Raw genomic sequence first — 17,786 nt, 5'->3', positions numbered from 1 at the left:
AGAACCCTTCGCATGGCCAAAGTCATCAAGAAGCCCAAGTCGCCCGCCACGCCCGCTCCGGCCTCGTCGGCCGGCAAGGTGCCGCGCAAAGGCGGCATCCGGGTGGCCGAGGAATCGGGCAGCCGCAACGCGCCGATCATCAACATCGGCATCGACCGCCAGGACCGCGCGGCCATCGCCGAAGGCCTGAGCCGGGTGCTGGCCGACACCTACACGCTCTACCTGACCACCCACAACTTCCACTGGAACGTGACCGGCCCGCACTTCAACTCGCTGCATGCGATGTTCATGGGCCAGTACACCGAGCTCTGGACCTCGACCGACGTCCTGGCCGAGCGCATCCGCGCGCTGGGCCACTACGCACCGGGTTCCTATGCCGAATTCAGCAAGATCGCCACCGTGCCCGACGTGCCGCAGGTCCCGCCCAAGGCGATGGAGATGGTGCGCATCCTGGTCAAGGGCCATGAGACCGTGTCGCGCATCGCCCGCGAGTTCATCCCCGTGGCCGAGGAAGCCGGCGATGACCCGACCGCCGACATGCTGACCGCGCGCTGCACGGTGCATGACCAGACGGCCTGGATGCTGCGCTCGCTCCTTGAAGAATGATCCTGCCGCCGAGTCCCCGCGCGGGCGGCTCGGGCTCTACCTCGACCTGATCCGCTGGAACCGGCCGGCCGGCTGGCTGCTGCTGTTGTGGCCGACCCTGGGCGCGCTCTGGTTTGCGACCGGCGGCTGGCCGGGCTGGCACCTGCTGGTCGTCTTCGTGCTCGGCACCTTCCTGATGCGCAGCGCGGGCTGCTGCATCAACGACGTGGCCGACCGCGAGTTCGACCGCCACGTCAAGCGCACCGCGCAGCGGCCGGTCACCAGCGGTGCGCTCTCGGTCAAGGAGGCGCTGGCGGTCGGCGCCGTGCTAGCCCTGTGCGCCTTCGCGCTGGTGCTCACCACCAATCAGGTGACGGTGCTGTGGTCCTTCGTGGCGCTCGCGATCACGCTGGCCTATCCCTATGCCAAGCGCTTCGTATCGATCCCGCAGGCGGTGCTCGGCATCGCCTTCAGCTTCGGCATCCCGATGGCCTTTGCCGCGGTGCGCGGCGAAGTGCCGGCGCTGGCCTGGTGGCTGCTGGCCGGCAACCTGTTCTGGGTGCTGGCCTATGACACCGAGTACGCAATGGTCGACCGCGATGACGACCTGCGGATCGGCATGAAGACCTCGGCGATCACCTTCGGGCGCTTCGACGTCGCGATCGTGATGGCATGCTACGCGGTGTTCCTCGTGGTGTGGACCGCGGTCGGCGCCGGCATGGGCCTCGGCCCGGTCTTCTACCTGGCGATCGCCGCGGCGGCGGGGCAGGCGCTGTGGCACTGGCGTCTGATCCGGGACCGCACGCGCGAGGGCTGCTTCAAGGCCTTCCGCCTCAACCACTGGCTCGGCTTCACGGTGTTCGCCGGCGTTGCCACCGGCTGGATGTAGCTCGCCCCCAGGTCGGGCTCACTTCGTGTAGCCCGCCCACCCCCTACCGGGGGCGCAGTCAGCGGCCCGGCGAAGCCGGTTCCGCGACTGCCCACGAACAGGCGCGCTGCGCGGAGCACTAGCTCGCCCCCAGGTTGGGCTCACTGCGTGTAGCCCGCCCACCCCCTACCGGGGGCGCAGCCAGCGGCCCGGCGAAGCCGGTTCCGCGGCCGCCCACCAACAGGCGCGCTGCGCGCCGCCATAGAACAACCACAGCGCCAGTATTCACCGGCCGGCGCAGCCAGGCCCGTTGGTGAAACACCGCGGATCCGGCTCCGCCGGGCCGCTGGTGTTGCCCCCGGCAGGGGGTGGGCGCCCGGACATGAAGTGCCGGGCAACCTGGGGGCGAGCCTATCCCCCGAATTCGGCCGCAAGTTCGCCGGCGCGCTGGTGGGCGGCGCGGATCGCGGCCTTGAACTTGCCGGCGACGTCGGCGTTTTCCATCGACGTGATCGCCGCATGGGTCGTGCCCCCCTTGGAGGTCACGCGCGCGCGCAGCACCGCCGGCGGTTCGCTGGAACTGGCGGCCAGCGCCGTGGCGCCCGAGAAGGTGCCGACCGCGAGCTGGTGCGCCTGCGCCGGCGTCAGGCCCAGCGAGATGCCGGCCTCGGTCATGGCCTCCAGGAAATAGAACACGTAGGCCGGACCGGAGCCGGAAACCGCAGTGACCGCGTCGAGCGCGCCTTCGGCATCGACCCAGAGCAGCTCCCCGGTGGCGCCCAGCACCCGTTCCACCCGCTTGCGGCCGGCGCCATCGACCGCGTCGCGCGCGAACAGCCCGGTCATGCCCTGGCCGACCAGGGCCGGCGTGTTGGGCATCGCCCGCACCACGCGCTCGGTGCCGAGCCAGCGGGCGATGCTGTCGGACGGAATGCCCGCGGCGACGCTGAGATGCAGGGCTTCCGGCGCCAGCCCGCGCACCGGCTTCGCGGCTTCGGCGAAATTCTGCGGCTTGACCGCCCAGACGATGACCTCGCAGCGCGCCAGGGCCGGGCCGGCCTCGGCCTGGGCGACGATGCCGAAGTCGCGGGCCAGCCGTTCGCGCGCCTCCGCAAAGGGCTCCACGATCTCGAAGGTGGCTGCCGGCGTGTCCTGCTTGAGGAGCCCGCCGATGATGGCGCTGGCCATGTTGCCGCCGCCGATGAATGCGATCGGGGGCAGGGGGAGCGGGTCCTGGCGCGGCAGGAAGGTGACTGCGATGTTCATGACGTGTCCGTGAATTCGAAGGCTGCGAACTGGGTGACCTGCAGCGGATTGAAATTGTCGTCGCTCACCGCGACCAGCATCCGCCGGCCGCCGGGCAGATCGGGGCCCCAGCAGAGCCCTTCGGTATTGTCCAGGCGCGACAGCCCGAGCGCGGCGAAGTCCGCCACCAGCGTTTTCGGCGCCGGACGGTGATTGTCGGGCGACAGCGCGTCGAGGGCCAGGGTGTCGCTGGCCTCGCGGGTGTCGATCTCGTAGAGGCGCAGCGAATTGCCGATCCCGGTCGCATAGGCGCGCTCGAGCACCAGCATTCGGTGGCCGTCGATCATCAGGACCTCGCTGACGCCGTTGTCGGCATAGGTGCCGGGTAGCAGCGGGCGCAGGGGAATCGCGTCGGGCAGGTAGGCGATCTGGCGCCGGGCCTGGCCGGTCGCGAGGTCGATCCGGGTGAAGCGGCAGGGCCCGCCGGGGGCGCGCAGCGTGGGCACCGGTCCGTCCTGCCGCAGCGCGTTCTCCATCGCCACCCAGGCGTCGCGGCCGTCGGGCGTCAGCGCGAGCCCCTCCAGCCCGAGGTTGTCCCGGGGGCCGCTGCGGCCGCGGCGGTCGGCCGCGAACATCGCGGGCAACGCGATCTCGCGCACCAGCGTGCCGTCGCCCCGCGATTCGTAGAGCGCCGGGCCGAAGCCGCGTGCGATGTCGCCCTCGCTGGTCCAGAGCACCGTGCCGGTGTCCGGGCGCCAGCGGATCGCCTCGGGGTCGACCACCGGGATGTCCGCCGTCGCGGCACGCCGCGCCGGCCAGGTCGCGCCGCCGGCCTGTCGCAGCAAGGTGACGCCCGCAGGTTGCGGCGGCTCTGCGCCGACCGAGGGCCAGCGCATGCGATAGAACCGTGCGGCTGCCAGATCCGACCGGTCATCGCTGAGAAGCAGGTATTCGCCCCGCGCAGGGTCGTAGTCGATGCCGGAGAAGCCTCCCAGGGCGGTGCCCTGGAACTCCGCCCGATGCGGCCACCGCGCTTCGCCGACCAGGCGCAGCGCCTGGGCCTGCCGGACCAGCGATGAGGGCGGCAGGCCCGCAGGGGCGTTGCGGCAGCCCGGGAGAAGGCCGACGACCCCGGCCGCCAGCAGCAGCCGGCGGCGGATGAGAGGCGGCGATGGTCTGGCGTGCACCGCGAGAGTCTACGGTTTGGCAGATTTCTGCAGATCGGGGTGTTGACGAGGCGTTTGGACTATGCAACAATCGCGGGCTTCGCTTCAAAAGGCGAAAGTTTCTGCCCAGCGGAAGCACACCGAAGTGGTTTTGGTGTGTGGACGACGGGCCCAAGACTGACCGCAGCGCTACACAACCGGATCCAGCCGGGGTGGCAAACGGTACAAGTTGGGAATATCAAGACATGATCCAAACTGAATCCCGGCTCGATGTGGCCGACAACACGGGCGCGAAATCCGTCCTGTGTATCAAGGTGCTCGGTGGCTCCAAGCGGCGTTATGCCAGCGTGGGCGACGTCATCAAGGTCAGCATCAAGGAAGCTGCTCCGCGCGGTCGCGTCAAAAAAGGCGAGATCTACAGTGCAGTGGTGGTTCGCACCGCCAAGGGCATCCGTCGTGCAGACGGTTCCCTCGTCAAATTCGACGGCAACGCAGCCGTGTTGCTCAACGCCAAGCTGGAGCCCATCGGCACCCGCATCTTCGGACCGGTCACGCGCGAACTGCGCACCGAGAAGTTCATGAAGATCGTGTCGCTGGCACCCGAAGTTCTCTAAGGACAACAACGCCATGAACAAGATTCGCAAAGGCGACCAGGTCATCGTGTTGGCCGGGCGCGACAAGGGCAAGCGCGGCACTGTGTCGCTGCGCAAGGACGATTCCTACCTGATCGTCGACGGCATCAACATGGTCAAGAAGCACACCAAGCCGAACCCCCTCAAGGGTACGACCGGTGGCATCGTTGAAAAGACCATGCCCATTCACCAATCCAACGTGGCGATCTTCAATGCTGCGACCGGCAAGGCCGATCGCGTGGGCATCAAGGTCTCGGACGGCAAGCGCGTGCGCGTCTTCAAGTCCAGCGGCGACGAAATCAAGCTGGCCTAAGGAGTACTCACATGGCACGTCTCCAACAACACTACCGCGAAAAGATCGCCAAGGATCTGACCGAGAAGTTCGGTTACACCTCGCCGATGCAGGTTCCGCGCCTGACCAAGATCACGCTCAACATGGGCGTGGGTGAGGCCGTCGCCGACAAGAAGGTTCTCGACAACGCTGTCGCCGACCTGACCAAGATCGCCGGCCAGAAGCCGGTCGTGACCAAGTCGAAGAAGGCCATCGCCGGCTTCAAGATTCGCGAGAACCAGCCGATCGGCTGCATGGTCACGCTGCGTGGCGTTCAGATGTACGAATTCCTGGATCGTTTCGTGACCGTGGCACTGCCGCGCGTTCGTGACTTCCGCGGGATCTCGGGTCGCGCCTTCGACGGCCGCGGCAACTACAACATCGGCGTCAAAGAGCAGATCATTTTCCCCGAGATCGAATACGACAAGGTCGATGCCCTGCGCGGTCTCAATATCAGCATCACGACGACGGCCAAGACCGATGAAGAAGCCAAGGCGCTTCTCGCTGGCTTCCGTTTCCCGTTCAAGAACTGAGGCGACCTGTGGCTAAAGCATCTTTGATCCAGCGCGAACTCAAGCGCGACAACCTGGTCGCCAAGTACGCGGCGAAGCACGCCGAACTCAAGGCGATCGCCAACGACTTCAAGAAGAGCGATGAAGAGCGTGCAGCTGCCCGTCTGGGCCTGCAAAAGCTGCCGCGCAACGCGAACCCGACGCGACAGCGCAACCGCTGCGAAATCACCGGTCGTCCGCGTGGCACCTTCCGTCAATTCGGTCTGGGCCGCGCCAAGATCCGTGAACTGGCTTTCGCTGGCGACATCCCCGGTGTCACCAAGGCCAGCTGGTAAGCCAGGCAGGAGTAAAAAACATGAGCATGAGTGATCCCATTGCTGACCTGCTGACGCGTATCCGTAACGCGCAGATGGTGGCGAAGCCCACTGTGTCGGTCCCGTCTTCCAAGGTGAAGATCGCGATCTCGCAGGTCCTGAAGGACGAAGGCTACATTGACGGTTTCCAGGTCAAGACCGAAGACGGCAAGTCCGAACTCGTCATCACGCTGAAGTACTACGCTGGCCGTCCGGTCATCGAGCGCATCGAGCGTGTGAGCCGTCCCGGCCTGCGCGTCTACAAGGCCAGCGCAGCCATCCCGCAAGTCCAGAACGGCCTCGGCGTCGCGATCGTCACGACCCCCCAGGGCGTGATGACCGACCGCAAGGCGCGCGCTACCGGTGTCGGTGGCGAAGTCCTGTGCTACGTCGCCTAACCGAGACATCGAGGAGTTACTGAAATGTCCCGAGTAGGAAAAATGCCAGTCGCCATCCCCGCAGGCGTGGATGTGTCGATCAAGGAAGACCAGATCAGCGTCAAGGGTACGGGCGGTTCGCTCAACCTGCCGCGCAATGCGCTGGTCAACGTCGTCTCCAAGGACGGCCAGCTGAGCTTCGAGCCCGCCAACGATTCGCGTGAAGCGAATGCGATGAGCGGCACGCTGCGCCAGCTCGTGAACAACATGGTGGTCGGTGTGACCAAGGGCTTCGAGAAGAAGCTCAACCTGGTCGGCGTCGGCTACAAGGCCGCGGCGCAGGGCAGCAAGCTGAACCTCCAGGTCGGCTACTCGCATCCGGTCAACAAGGACATGCCGCAAGGCATCACGGTGGCAACGCCCACCCCGACCGAAGTGATCATCAAGGGTGCCGACCGCCAACGCGTCGGCCAAGTGGCCGCTGAGATCCGCGCTATTCGTCCGCCTGAGCCTTACAAGGGCAAGGGCATCCGTTATTCGGACGAGAAGATCGTGATCAAAGAGACCAAGAAGAAATAAGGGGCAGCAAAATGATGTTGACCAAGAAAGCACAGCGCCTTCGCCGCTCGCGCCAGACCCGCATTCGCATTGCGACGCAGGGCGTGGCGCGCCTGACGGTGAACCGCACCAACCTGCACATCTACGCCACCGTCATCTCCGACGACGGCTCCAAGGTGATCGCCACCGCATCGACCGCCGAAGCCGAAATGCGCGCTTCGCTGGGCGCTTCGGGCAAGGGTGCCACCGCTGCCGCGGCCACCGCCATCGGCAAGCGCATCGCTGAAAAGGCGAAGGCTGCCGGCGTCGAGAAGGTCGCCTTCGACCGCGCAGGTTTCGCCTACCACGGCCGCGTCAAGGCGCTGGCCGATGCGGCCCGCGAAGCCGGCCTGCAGTTCTAACCGGACACGAGATTCAAAATGGCAAAGATTCAGGCAAGAACGCAGAACGAAGGCCCCGAAGACGGTCTGCGCGAGAAGATGATCGCGATCAACCGCGTCACCAAGGTGGTGAAGGGCGGTCGTATCCTCGGTTTCGCAGCACTCACCGTGGTGGGTGACGGCGACGGTCGCGTCGGCATGGGCAAGGGCAAGTCGAAGGAAGTGCCGGCCGCCGTGCAGAAGGCGATGGAAGAAGCCCGCCGCAACCTCGCGAAGATCTCGATCAAGAACGGCACGCTGCATCACCGCGTGACCGGCCATCACGGCGCCGCTTCGGTCGTCATGATCCCGGCTCCGAAGGGTACCGGCATCATCGCCGGCGGCCCGATGCGCGCCGTGTTCGAAGTGATGGGCATCACCGACATCGTGGCCAAGAGCCATGGTTCGTCGAACCCCTACAACATGGTCCGCGCCACGCTGGACGGCCTGAAGAACTCGACGACCGCGTCCGAAGTCGCCGCCAAGCGCGGCCTGACGGTCGAAGAGCTCTTCGCCTGAACCGGAGCAGCAACATGACGACGCAACAACAAACCGTCAAGGTCCAATTGGTCAAGAGCCCGATCGGTACCAAGGAATCGCATCGCGCCACCGTGCGCGGCCTGGGCCTGCGCAAGCTCAACAGCGTGAGCGAGCTGCAGGACACGCCCGCAGTGCGCGGCATGATCAACAAGATCAGTTATCTGGTCAAAGTGCTCTAACCAGAGCCACTGAGAGAGACGCATATGGAACTCAATGGCATCAAGCCGGCCGACGGCGCCAAGCATGCAAAGCGCCGTGTCGGCCGCGGCATCGGCTCCGGCATCGGCAAGACCGCGGGTCGCGGTCACAAGGGTCAGAAGTCGCGCGCAGGCGGTTTCCACAAGGTGGGCTTCGAAGGCGGTCAAATGCCGCTGCAGCGCCGCCTGCCGAAGCGCGGCTTCAAGTCGCAACTGCTCAAGTACAACGCCGAAGTCACGCTGACCGCGCTCGAGCAGCTCGGCCTGGCCGAAGTGGATCTGCTGGCGCTCAAGCAAGCGGGTCTCGTGGGCCAGATCGCGAAGGTCGTCAAGATCATCAAGACCGGTGAGCTCACCAAGGCCGTCAAGCTGACGGGCATCGGCGCGACCGCCGGCGCCAAGGCCGCGATCGAGGCCGCTGGCGGCAGCGTCGCCTAAACACTCGGACTGAAAGAAGTTCTTCGTGGCAACCAACGCGGCAACGCTCGCAAAGACAGGCAAGTTCGGCGACCTGCGTCGCCGGCTGGTCTTTTTGCTGCTCGCGCTCGTGGTCTATCGCGTCGGGGCTCACATCCCGGTGCCGGGCATCAACCCGGACCAACTGGCGCAGCTGTTCCAAGGTCAGCAGGGCGGCATCCTGAGCCTGTTCAACATGTTCTCGGGCGGTGCGCTGTCGCGCTTCACCGTGTTCGCGTTGGGCATCATGCCGTACATCTCCGCGTCGATCATCATGCAACTGATGACCTACGTGGTGCCGACCTTCGAGCAGTTGAAGAAGGAAGGCGAGGCGGGGCGGCGCAAGATCACGCAGTACACGCGCTACGGCACGCTGGGCCTGGCCTTGTTCCAGTCCTTCAGCATCGCAGTGGCGCTCGAGTCTTCCGCAGGCCTGGTGATTTCGCCCGGCTTCGGCTTCCGGCTCACCGCAATGATCAGCCTGACGGCAGGCTCGATGTTCCTGATGTGGCTCGGCGAGCAGATCACCGAACGCGGTCTCGGCAACGGGATCTCGATCCTGATCTTCGCCGGCATCGCGGCCGGATTGCCGGGTGCGATCGGCGGCCTGGCATCGCTGGTCACCACGGGTGCCATGAATCCGATCGTCGCGCTGTTCATCATCGCTGTGGTCGTGCTGGTGACCTACTTCGTGGTGTTCGTCGAACGCGGCCAGCGCAAGATCCTCGTGAACTATGCGCGGCGACAGGTCGGCAACAAGGTCTACGGCGGTCAGTCGTCGCACCTGCCGCTGAAGCTGAACATGGCCGGCGTGATCCCGCCGATCTTCGCGTCGTCTATCATCCTGCTGCCGACGACGGTCGTGGGCTGGTTCAGCACCGGCGAGAGCATGCGCTGGATCAGGGACATCGCGAGCGCGCTGCAGCCGGGGCAACCGATCTACGTGCTGCTGTACGCCACCGCGATCGTGTTCTTCTGCTTCTTCTACACGGCGCTGGTGTTCAACAGCCGCGAGACCGCCGACAACCTGAAGAAGAGCGGTGCGTTCATTCCTGGCATTCGCCCGGGTGACCAGACCGCGCGCTATATCGACAAGATCCTGGTTCGACTGACGTTGGCCGGCGCGGTGTACATCACCTTCGTCTGCCTGCTGCCGGAGTTCCTGATCCTCAAGTACAACGTGCCGTTCTATTTCGGCGGGACGTCCTTGTTGATCATCGTGGTCGTGACGATGGACTTCATGGCCCAGGTGCAGAACTACATGATGTCGCAGCAGTACGAGTCGCTGCTGAAGAAAGCCAGCTTCAAGACGTCGTAGTTGTACGGGTCTTGAGCGCAACGAATTTTCAGGCGAATGGTTCGCCGAGTTGAACAGAGTCTTAGGAGAAAGAAATGAGAGTTTCGGCTTCGGTCAAAACCATCTGCCGTAATTGCAAGATCATCCGCCGCAAGGGTGTGGTGCGCGTGATCTGTACCGACCCGCGCCACAAGCAGCGCCAGGGTTGATTGTTAGAGATATAGAGGACGCACATGGCACGTATTGCTGGCATCAACATTCCGCCGCACAAGCACGCTGAAATCGGCCTGACCGCCATTTTCGGCATCGGTCGCACCCGCGCACGCAAGATCTGCGAAGCGAGCGGCATCGACTATGCGAAGAAGATCAAGGATCTGACCGACGCCGATCTCGAGAAGATCCGCGACCAGATCGCTCTCTTCACCATCGAAGGTGACCTGCGTCGCGAAACGACGATGAACATCAAGCGCTTGATGGACATCGGCTGCTACCGCGGCTTCCGTCACCGTCGCGGCCTGCCGATGCGCGGCCAGCGTACGCGCACCAATGCCCGCACTCGCAAGGGTCCGCGCAAGGCAGCGCAGTCCCTGAAGAAATAAGGATAGACCATGGCTAAAGCTCCTGCCAACAACGCGGCACAACGCGTTCGCAAGAAGGTTCGCAAGAACGTTGCGGACGGCATCGCCCACGTGCACGCCTCGTTCAACAACACGATCATCACGATCACCGACCGCCAGGGCAATGCTCTGTCGTGGGCGTCGTCGGGTGGTCAAGGCTTCAAGGGTTCGCGCAAGTCGACGCCGTTCGCTGCGCAGGTCGCCTCTGAAGTGGCCGGCCGCGCTGCGGTCGACCAAGGCATCAAGAACCTCGACGTCGAGATCAAGGGCCCCGGCCCGGGTCGCGAATCGTCGGTGCGCGCCCTGGCTGCGCTCGGCATCCGGATCAACTCCATTGCCGACGTGACCCCGGTTCCGCACAACGGCTGCCGTCCGCAAAAGCGTCGTCGCATCTAAGGCGACAATGCTCAGCGCAGCCTGCTTCACAGCGGCTGCGCATTTTTTGTTTTTCAACAAGCCCACCGCCATCGGCACGCCGCTGATGGCTCCCGCAGTCACCCTGCGGCAGATGACATAGAAGGAAGATCAAGTGGCACGCTACCTCGGCCCCAAGGCCAAACTCTCCCGCCGCGAAGGCACCGACCTGTTCCTGAAGAGCGCCCGTCGTTCGATCCAGGACAAGGCCAAGTTCGACTCCAAGCCCGGCCAGCACGGCCGCACCTCGGGTCAGCGCACCTCCGACTTCGGCCTGCAACTGCGCGAAAAGCAGAAGGTCAAGCGCATGTACGGCGTGCTCGAGAAGCAGTTCCGCCGCTACTTCGAGGAAGCCGACCGCCGCCGTGGCAACACCGGCGCCAACCTGCTGTTCATCCTCGAATCGCGCCTGGACAACGTGGTCTATCGCATGGGCTTCGGCTCGACGCGCGCCGAAGCACGCCAGCTCGTGTCGCACAAGGCGATCACGGTCAATGGCCAGTCGGTCAACATCCCGTCGTACCTGGTCAAGACCGGCGACGTGATCGCCGTGCGCGACAAGTCGAAGAAGCAGACCCGCGTGGCCGAAGCGCTCCAGCTGGCCGCCCAAGTCGGGATGCCGGCCTGGGTCGACGTCAACGCCGACAAGGCCGAGGGCACCTTCAAGAAGGTCCCCGATCGCGACGAATTCGCGGCCGACATCAACGAATCGCTGATCGTCGAACTCTATTCGCGTTAAACGGACGATAACGTGCCGCTGACGCGGCCCGTACTTTTGATTTTTTGTTCCCGCCGGGAGGTACTCCCGCCGGGCGCTTCACCAGCCTTACCGGTGTAACGAGCCGGGGGTATTGAGAGGAAGTCCTGCATGCAAACAACCCTGCTGAAACCCAAGACCATCCAGGTCGAGCAACTCGCCCCCAACAAGGCGAAGGTCACGCTCGAGCCGTTCGAGCGCGGCTACGGCCACACGCTCGGCAATGCACTGCGCCGCGTTCTGCTGTCGTCGATGGTCGGCTACTCGGCCACCGAAGTGACGATCGCGGGCGTGCTGCACGAGTACTCGTCGATCGATGGCGTGCAGGAAGACGTCGTCAACATCCTGTTGAACCTCAAGGGCGTGGTGTTCAAGCTCCACAACCGCGATGAAGTCACGCTGAGCCTGCGCAAGGACGGCGAAGGCCCGGTCACGGCTTCCGACATCCAGACGCCGCACGACGTCGAGATCATCAATCCCGACCACGTCATCGCGCACCTGTCGCAAGGCGGCAAGCTCGACATGCAGATCAAGGTCGAGAAGGGCCGTGGCTACGTGCCCGGCACGATGCGCCGCTACGCCGACGAGCCGACCAAGTCGATCGGCCGGATCGTGCTCGACGCCTCGTTCTCGCCGGTCAAGCGCGTGAGCTACACGGTCGAAAGCGCCCGTGTCGAACAGCGTACCGACCTCGACAAGCTGCTGGTCGAAATCGAGACCAACGGTGCGATCACCGCCGAAGACGCGGTCCGCGCCTCGGCCAAGATCCTGGTCGAGCAACTGGCCGTGTTCGCACAGCTGGAAGGCGGCGAACTGGCTGCATTCGATGCGCCGGCACCGCGCAGCGCCCAGCAGTTCGATCCGATCCTGCTGCGTCCGGTCGACGAACTCGAACTCACGGTGCGTTCGGCCAACTGCCTGAAGGCCGAGAACATCTACTACATCGGTGACCTGATCCAGCGCACCGAGAACGAGCTGCTCAAGACCCCGAACCTGGGTCGCAAGTCGCTCAACGAAATCAAGGAAGTGCTCGCCTCGCGCGGCCTGACCTTGGGCATGAAGCTCGAGAGCTGGCCGCCGGCCGGCCTGGACAAGCGATAATTCGAAGTTGGCCCTGAAGAAGAGGGCCAGTGCACCGGGCAGTACCTGACACGGCTGCCTGTTTTTATAAAGTAAAGGAAAAAGCACCATGCGTCACGGACACGGACTCCGCAAACTCAATCGCACCAGCTCGCACCGCCTCGCGATGCTGCAGAACATGATGAATTCGCTCATCGAGCACGAAGTCATCAAGACCACGGTCCCCAAGGCCAAGGAACTGCGCCGCGTCATCGAGCCGATGATCACCCTGGCCAAGAAGCCCACGGTCGCCAACAAGCGCCTCGCTTTCGACCGCCTGCGCAGCCGCGACAGCGTCGTCAAGCTGTTCGGCGAACTCGGTCCGCGCTACCAGGCACGTCCGGGCGGCTATACGCGCATCCTGAAAATGGGTTTCCGCGTGGGCGACAATGCACCCATGGCCCTGGTCGAATTGGTCGATCGCCCCGAAATCTCTGAAGAAGTTTCGGGCGCCGAGCAAAACGCCGCCGAATAGTATATAATTCCATCTTGCCGCGCGATGGAGCAGCCTGGTAGCTCGTTGGGCTCATAACCCAAAGGTCGCAAGTTCAAATCTTGCTCGCGCAACCAAATTCCCGATAACCCTACCAGGTTGTCGACGAAGCAAAAAAGCCCACTTTCCAGTGGGCTTTTTTGTTTCTGAAATTCTGAACCAGCGATGCCATGGTCCCTTTCGGGAAATACCGCGGAACCGGCTTTGCCGGGCCGCTGGTGTTGCCCCCTGAAAGGGGGTGCCCGAGCCACACGAAGTGGGCGAGGCTGGGGGTCAGTCAGGAATGACCGCCGTGACTTCGATCTCGATCTTTGCGCGCGCCTCGACCAGCGCCGCCACCTGCACGCAGGTCATCGCGGGGAAATTCCGGCCCATCGCCTCGCGGTAGACCGGGCCCAGCTCGCCGAGGCGGCGGTTGTACTCGTCGCGATCCGTGATGTACCAGGTCATGCGCACCATGTGCTCCGGGCCGGCTCCGCCTTCGCGCAGCACTTCGACGATGTTGCGCAGCGCCAGGCCCGCCTGCTCGATGAAGTCGTCGGACTCGAATTGCTGCTGCGCATTCCAGCCGATCTGGCCGCCGACGAAGACCGTCGTCCCGCGCGCGGCGATGCCGTTCGCGTAGCCTTTGGGCGGCAGCCAGCCTGGGGGTTGCAGTTGCTTGATCATGTCATTTGCCTCAGTTTGAATCTCTGGAGTTTTCCGGTTTCGGTGCGCGGCAGCTGGGCCACGAACGCGATCTCGCGGGGGTATTTGTAGGGCGCGATGCTGGCCTTGACGTGATCCTGCAGGGCCTTGGTCAGCGCCGCATCGCCGGTGCGGCCGGGCTTGAGCACGCAGAAGGCCTTGACGATCATGCCGCGCTCCTCGTCGGGCTTGCCGATGACGCCGCATTCGGCGACCGCCGGGTGCCTGAGCAGTGCATCCTCGACCTCGGGGCCGCCCACGTTGTAGCCGGCCGTGACGATCATGTCGTCGGCGCGCGACTGGTAGAAGAAATAGCCGTCCTCGTCCTCGACGAAGGCATCGCCGGGATAGTTCCAGCCGCCCCGGACGTAGTCGGCCTGCCGCGGATCGTCCAGATAGCGGCAACCTACCGGTCCGATGATCGCCAGCTTGCCGACCGTGCCGCGCGGGACCTCGTGGCCCTCGTCGTCGACCACCCTGGCCGTGAAGCCCGGCACGGCCTTGCCGACCGCGCCGCGCCGCACCTGGTCGCCGGCGGCCGAGATGTAGATGTGGAACACCTCGGTGCCGCCGATGCCGTCGAGCATCTCGAGGCCGGTGGCCTGCTTCCAGAGCTGGCGCGTGGCGTCGGGCAGCGCTTCGCCTGCGCTCACGCTGATGCGCAGGCTGGGGACGCCGGCCGCCTTCGCGAAGGCGGCCATCTGGCGGTAGAAGGTGGGCGCCGTGTAGCAGATGGTGGCGCCGATCTCCCGGATCACGGCGACCATCGTCTCGGGCGTGTAGGGCTTGTCGTGGAAGTACACCGAGGCGCCGGCCCACATGGGGAAGACCAGCAGCCCGCCGAGGCCGAAAGTGAAGGCCAGCGGCGGCGAACCGAGCACGATGTCGTCGCTGCGTGCCTGCAGCACATGGCGCGGCCAGGTCTGGCACATCGCGAGCACGTCGCGGTGCGTGGTCACCGGCGCCTTGGGCTTGCCGGTGGTCCCTGAGGTGAAGGCCAGCAGCGCGATGTCGTCGGCGGCCGTGGGGCAGGCCTGGAAGACGCCGCTCTTCGCCGCGGCGCGCGCAGTCAGGGAGTCGGGCGCGTCCAGCCCATCGAACGCCACGATCGTGCGCAGCACCGGGTGAGCCCGTTGCGCCACCTCCAGTTCGTCGAGCAGCTTCCGTTCGCACAGTGCGACCGTGGGTTGTGCCTTCTCGATGATCTCGCCAAGCTCCTTGGCGCGCAGCAGCGGCATGGTGGCGACCGCGATCAGGCCGGCCTTGACCACGGCAAGCCAAGCCAGCGCCATCGCGATCGAATTGCCCCCGCGCAGCAGCACCCGGTTGCCCGGCACCAGGCGGAGGTCCTCGGTCAGCACCTGTGCGATGCGGTTGACCTCCGTCGCCGCCTCGGCATAGCTCAGCGTGCGGCCGGGAGCGCGCAGCATCGGCTGGTCGCCAAAGCCCCGGGCGACTGCCTTGTCGAGCAACTCCTCGACCAGGTTCAGCTGGTCGGGCAACTGCAGCTCGGGCAGGTCGTAGCGGAAGATCGGCAACTGCTCCGCCGGCGGCAGCCGGTCATGCACGAAGCGGTCGGTTTGCGCGCTCTGAGTCATGGGTTCCTCAACACGGCCTTGCCGATGATCAGTTGCTGGACTTCGGTCGCACCCTCGTAGATGCGCAGCGAGCGGATGTCGCGGTAGAGGCTCTCGACCTTGGTGCCGACCTTGACGCCCAGGCCGCCGTGCATCTGCAGGGCCATGTCGATCACCCGGCTGGCATTCTCGGTGGCGCACATCTTCGCCATGGCGGCGGCCGCCGTCAGGTCGCCGACGGCGGGCTCGCCGCGGCGCTCGCTGTCGTCGCGCATCCAGGCCGCGCGGTAGGTCAGCAGCGCCGCGCTGTCGATCAGCGCCGCCATCTCGCCGAGCTTGGCCTGCGTGAGCTGGAAGTCGGCCAGCGTCTGGCCGAACATCTTGCGTTTCTGTGCATGCTGGACGGCCTCGGACAGGGCGCGGCGGGCCATGCCGAGCGCGGCGCCGGCCACCGAGGCGCGGAAGATGTCGAGCGTGCGCATCGCCAGCTTGAAGCCGCCGTTGAGCTCGCCGAGCTGGGCCGTGCGCGGCACCGTGCAGCCGTCGAAGCGCAGGGTCGCGAGCGGATGCGGCGCCATGACCTCGATGTGCGCGGAGGTGTCGAGGCCGGGCGTGTTCGCATCGACGATAAAGGCCGTGATCCCGCGCGAGCCGGCGCTCGGATCGGTCTTGGCGAAGACGCAGTAGAAGTCGGCGATGCCGCCGTTGCTGATCCAGGTTTTTTCGCCGGTGAGGCGCCAGCCGTCGGCGCTGGGCTCGGCGCGCATCGCCATCGCGCCGACGTCGGAGCCGGCCTCGGGCTCGCTCAGCGCGAAGGCCGCGATCTTGTCGCCGCGGCCCACCGGGGCCAGGTAGTCGGCGTGCTGCGTGCCGGTGCCGGCGAGCGTGATGGCGCCGCTTCCCAGTCCCTGCATCGCAAAGGCGAAGTCGGCCAGCGGCGAGTGGAAGGCCAGCGTTTCGCGCAGCAGCACCAGGGCGCGCGAATCGAGGCGCTCGAGCGCGCCGCCGGAACTCGCCGGCACGCAGTAGCGCAGCCAGCCGCCATCGCCGAGACGCCGCACCCAGTCGCGGCAGGCGGCGCGGTCGTCGCGCTCGTCCACCGATTGCGCCGCGGCCCAGGGCAGCAGCTCGCGCGCGAGGGCGTGGTGCGCGGCGTCGAAGAAGGGCAGCGCGAGGTGCGCCGTCGAGGGATCTACTGCGGAGGCGGCCATGAGCTCAATCTCCCTGGAAGGCGGGCTTGCGCTTGGCGGCGAAGGCCTCGTAGGCGCGCTTGAAGTCCCCGGTCTGCATGCAGATCGCCTGCGCCTGGGCCTCGGACTCGATCGCCTGGTCGATGGTCATCGACCATTCCTGCGACAGCATGGTCTTGGTCATGCCGTGGGCGAAGCTGGGGCCTTCGGCCAGGTCGCGGGCGACCGCCGTCGCGGCGCCGAGCAGGGCATCGCTCTCGTGCAGTGCATTGAAAAAGCCCCAGGCATGGCCTTCCTGGGCGGTCATGGCGCGGCCGGTGAAGAGCAGCTCGGAAGCGCGGCCCTGGCCGATCATGCGCGGCAGCAGCGCACAGGCGCCCATGTCGGCGCCGGCCAGTCCGACCCGCGTGAACAGGAAGGCGGTGCGGGTGGCGGGCGAGCCGTAGCGCAGGTCGCAGGCCAGCGCGATCATGGCGCCGGCACCGGCGCAGACGCCGTCGATGGCACCGACGATCGGCTGCGGGCAATGGCGGATGGCCTTGACGAGGTCGCCGGTCATGCGCGTGAACTCGAGCAGCTCGGGCATCTTCATCTGCGTCAGGGGGCCGATGATCTCGTGCACGTCGCCGCCGGAGCAGAAGTTGCCGCCCGCGCCGGTGACCACGATCGACTTGACGTCGGTGGCGAAGCTCAGCGCCCGGAACAGGTCGCGCAATTCGGCGTAGGAGTCGAAGGTCAGCGGGTTCTTGCGTTCGGGACGGTTCAGCGTCACGGTGCCGACGCCGGCCTCGAAGGCCCACGAGAAATGCTCGGCCTGGTAGCCGGCCTTGGGTTCGAACTGTGCGCGCATGGGACTTGCCGCGCCGATGTAGTGCTTCATAGGGCCTCCGCCATTTGTTGATGAGAATGCTGCTTGACCTTGCCGAGCAGCTTGTGGAGCTGGGTGATTTCCTTCGGGGTCAGCGACGCGAAGGCGTCGCAGATCCAGGCTTCGTGCTGTTGCGCCATCTCGTTGAACAGCTTGCGGCCGCGTGCCGTGAGTCGCACGCGCCAGGCGCGGCGGTCGCCGGCGACGTCGACGCGCTCGACCAGTCCCTCGGCGACCAGCTGGTCGGTGATGCCGGTGACGTTGCCGCCCGTGACCATCATGCGGCGCGACAGCTCGTTCATCTTGAGCCCCTCGGGCGCGCGCTCGAGCTGCGACATCAGGTCGAAGCGCGGCAGCGTGGTGGCGAACTGCTCGCGCAACTCGTTGCGGACCTGCTTCTCGATCAGCTGGGTGCAGGTCAGCAGGCGCAGCCAGAGCCGGAGCTCGTCCGGGTGCTCGCTGTGGGCGCGGGCTTCGAGGTCCATGTCAGTGCTCCACCACGTGATCGCGTGACCCGCGCCGCATGAA

At 65.7% G+C, this 17,786-nt stretch carries 26 protein-coding genes and 1 tRNA gene; 20 read left to right on the top strand and 7 right to left on the bottom strand.

The genetic code is table 11. The annotated features are described in order from the left end of the window. The first annotated feature begins 12 nt into the window (after positions 1-12). Both AC1DYK_RS22470 and ubiA read left to right on the top strand, forming a co-directional pair. Positions 13-606: a Dps family protein gene (locus tag AC1DYK_RS22470; RefSeq protein WP_478087533.1), complete on the top strand. Its 594-nt coding sequence runs from the start codon at positions 13-15 to the stop codon at positions 604-606. Beyond that, positions 596-1,474, top strand: coding sequence for a 4-hydroxybenzoate octaprenyltransferase (ubiA, locus tag AC1DYK_RS22465; protein ID WP_478168324.1), 879 nt, complete (start codon positions 596-598; stop codon positions 1,472-1,474). The genes AC1DYK_RS22470 and ubiA overlap by 11 nt, the downstream gene beginning before the upstream one ends. Before the next feature lie 390 nt (positions 1,475-1,864). On the opposite strand, the gene proC is transcribed toward ubiA, so the two are convergent. Together proC and AC1DYK_RS22455 are read right to left on the bottom strand one after the other, a co-directional pair. Next, positions 1,865-2,719 (bottom strand): pyrroline-5-carboxylate reductase, encoded by an 855-nt coding sequence (gene proC, locus AC1DYK_RS22460; protein ID WP_478168323.1) that lies wholly within the window; start codon positions 2,717-2,719, stop codon positions 1,865-1,867. Then, positions 2,716-3,885: an esterase-like activity of phytase family protein gene (locus AC1DYK_RS22455; protein WP_478168322.1), complete on the bottom strand. Its 1,170-nt coding sequence runs from the start codon at positions 3,883-3,885 to the stop codon at positions 2,716-2,718. The genes proC and AC1DYK_RS22455 overlap by 4 nt, the downstream gene beginning before the upstream one ends. Before the next feature lie 224 nt (positions 3,886-4,109). Between AC1DYK_RS22455 and rplN the strand changes: the two genes are divergently transcribed. The 18 genes from rplN to AC1DYK_RS22365 all read left to right on the top strand — a co-directional run bounded on the left by rplN (position 4,110) and on the right by AC1DYK_RS22365 (position 13,013). After that, positions 4,110-4,478 (top strand): 50S ribosomal protein L14, encoded by a 369-nt coding sequence (gene rplN / locus AC1DYK_RS22450; protein WP_068674584.1) that lies wholly within the window; start codon positions 4,110-4,112, stop codon positions 4,476-4,478. Positions 4,479-4,491: 13 nt separating this feature from the next. After that, on the top strand, positions 4,492-4,809 hold the full coding sequence (rplX, locus tag AC1DYK_RS22445; protein ID WP_286601597.1) for a 50S ribosomal protein L24: 318 nt from the start codon (positions 4,492-4,494) through the stop codon (positions 4,807-4,809). A gap of 11 nt (positions 4,810-4,820) precedes the next feature. Next, positions 4,821-5,360 carry a 50S ribosomal protein L5 gene (gene rplE, locus AC1DYK_RS22440; protein ID WP_286371087.1) on the top strand — a complete coding sequence of 180 codons (540 nt, stop codon included), beginning with the start codon at positions 4,821-4,823 and terminating at the stop codon, positions 5,358-5,360. Positions 5,361-5,368: 8 nt separating this feature from the next. Beyond that, on the top strand, positions 5,369-5,674 hold the full coding sequence (gene rpsN / locus AC1DYK_RS22435) for a 30S ribosomal protein S14 (RefSeq protein ID WP_442281995.1): 306 nt from the start codon (positions 5,369-5,371) through the stop codon (positions 5,672-5,674). A 20-nt stretch (positions 5,675-5,694) separates the two neighbouring features. Continuing rightward, entirely contained in the window at positions 5,695-6,090 is a 396-nt protein-coding gene (gene rpsH, locus AC1DYK_RS22430; protein WP_478168321.1) for a 30S ribosomal protein S8, read from the top strand. A gap of 24 nt (positions 6,091-6,114) precedes the next feature. Further along, positions 6,115-6,648 (top strand): 50S ribosomal protein L6, encoded by a 534-nt coding sequence (gene rplF / locus AC1DYK_RS22425; protein ID WP_442281997.1) that lies wholly within the window; start codon positions 6,115-6,117, stop codon positions 6,646-6,648. Positions 6,649-6,662: 14 nt separating this feature from the next. Then, entirely contained in the window at positions 6,663-7,028 is a 366-nt protein-coding gene (gene rplR / locus AC1DYK_RS22420; protein ID WP_442282243.1) for a 50S ribosomal protein L18, read from the top strand. A gap of 18 nt (positions 7,029-7,046) precedes the next feature. Further along, complete coding sequence (rpsE, locus tag AC1DYK_RS22415) at positions 7,047-7,565, top strand: 30S ribosomal protein S5 (protein ID WP_028250822.1); 519 nt, start codon at positions 7,047-7,049, stop codon at positions 7,563-7,565. A 14-nt stretch (positions 7,566-7,579) separates the two neighbouring features. Further along, positions 7,580-7,765, top strand: a complete 186-nt coding sequence (gene rpmD, locus AC1DYK_RS22410) for a 50S ribosomal protein L30 (RefSeq protein ID WP_286606142.1) — start codon at positions 7,580-7,582, stop codon at positions 7,763-7,765. Positions 7,766-7,789: 24 nt separating this feature from the next. After that, positions 7,790-8,221, top strand: a complete 432-nt coding sequence (rplO, locus tag AC1DYK_RS22405; RefSeq protein ID WP_442281998.1) for a 50S ribosomal protein L15 — start codon at positions 7,790-7,792, stop codon at positions 8,219-8,221. Between the two features lie 25 nt (positions 8,222-8,246). Beyond that, on the top strand, positions 8,247-9,557 hold the full coding sequence (gene secY, locus AC1DYK_RS22400; RefSeq protein ID WP_478168320.1) for a preprotein translocase subunit SecY: 1,311 nt from the start codon (positions 8,247-8,249) through the stop codon (positions 9,555-9,557). Positions 9,558-9,631: 74 nt separating this feature from the next. Further along, on the top strand, positions 9,632-9,745 hold the full coding sequence (gene rpmJ, locus AC1DYK_RS22395; protein ID WP_038201958.1) for a 50S ribosomal protein L36: 114 nt from the start codon (positions 9,632-9,634) through the stop codon (positions 9,743-9,745). A 24-nt stretch (positions 9,746-9,769) separates the two neighbouring features. After that, positions 9,770-10,135 carry a 30S ribosomal protein S13 gene (gene rpsM / locus AC1DYK_RS22390; RefSeq protein WP_286371094.1) on the top strand — a complete coding sequence of 122 codons (366 nt, stop codon included), beginning with the start codon at positions 9,770-9,772 and terminating at the stop codon, positions 10,133-10,135. Positions 10,136-10,144: 9 nt separating this feature from the next. Then, positions 10,145-10,549, top strand: coding sequence for a 30S ribosomal protein S11 (gene rpsK, locus AC1DYK_RS22385; protein ID WP_162565645.1), 405 nt, complete (start codon positions 10,145-10,147; stop codon positions 10,547-10,549). A gap of 133 nt (positions 10,550-10,682) precedes the next feature. Next, positions 10,683-11,306: a 30S ribosomal protein S4 gene (rpsD, locus tag AC1DYK_RS22380; protein WP_478087515.1), complete on the top strand. Its 624-nt coding sequence runs from the start codon at positions 10,683-10,685 to the stop codon at positions 11,304-11,306. A 129-nt stretch (positions 11,307-11,435) separates the two neighbouring features. Continuing rightward, a complete protein-coding gene (locus tag AC1DYK_RS22375) occupies positions 11,436-12,425 on the top strand; it encodes a DNA-directed RNA polymerase subunit alpha (protein WP_093382585.1) in 990 nt (329 codons plus the stop codon). 88 nt (positions 12,426-12,513) lie between these two features. Beyond that, entirely contained in the window at positions 12,514-12,918 is a 405-nt protein-coding gene (rplQ, locus tag AC1DYK_RS22370; RefSeq protein WP_442282001.1) for a 50S ribosomal protein L17, read from the top strand. Positions 12,919-12,936: 18 nt separating this feature from the next. After that, positions 12,937-13,013, top strand: a tRNA-Met gene (locus tag AC1DYK_RS22365). A gap of 196 nt (positions 13,014-13,209) precedes the next feature. Here the strand turns inward: AC1DYK_RS22365 and AC1DYK_RS22360 are convergent. The 5 genes from AC1DYK_RS22360 to AC1DYK_RS22340 are packed head-to-tail and all read right to left on the bottom strand — an operon-like array spanning position 13,210 to position 17,743. Continuing rightward, entirely contained in the window at positions 13,210-13,605 is a 396-nt protein-coding gene (locus AC1DYK_RS22360) for a RidA family protein (RefSeq protein ID WP_478168319.1), read from the bottom strand. After that, complete coding sequence (locus AC1DYK_RS22355) at positions 13,602-15,221, bottom strand: AMP-binding protein (RefSeq protein ID WP_478168318.1); 1,620 nt, start codon at positions 15,219-15,221, stop codon at positions 13,602-13,604. The genes AC1DYK_RS22360 and AC1DYK_RS22355 overlap by 4 nt, the downstream gene beginning before the upstream one ends. Then, complete coding sequence (locus tag AC1DYK_RS22350; RefSeq protein WP_478168317.1) at positions 15,218-16,411, bottom strand: acyl-CoA dehydrogenase family protein; 1,194 nt, start codon at positions 16,409-16,411, stop codon at positions 15,218-15,220. Before AC1DYK_RS22350 ends, AC1DYK_RS22355 begins: the two co-directional genes overlap by 4 nt. A 4-nt stretch (positions 16,412-16,415) precedes the next feature. Beyond that, positions 16,416-17,270, bottom strand: a complete 855-nt coding sequence (locus AC1DYK_RS22345; RefSeq protein WP_478088666.1) for an enoyl-CoA hydratase family protein — start codon at positions 17,268-17,270, stop codon at positions 16,416-16,418. Then, positions 17,267-17,743, bottom strand: a complete 477-nt coding sequence (locus AC1DYK_RS22340) for a MarR family winged helix-turn-helix transcriptional regulator (RefSeq protein ID WP_478088664.1) — start codon at positions 17,741-17,743, stop codon at positions 17,267-17,269. The genes AC1DYK_RS22345 and AC1DYK_RS22340 overlap by 4 nt, the downstream gene beginning before the upstream one ends. Between the last annotated feature and the right edge of the window lie 43 nt (positions 17,744-17,786).

Source organism: Variovorax sp. P2_H12 (assembly GCF_056403395.1).
Note: the sequence above shows the minus strand (reverse complement) of the source record. Positions and strands in the feature narration are given on the sequence as shown.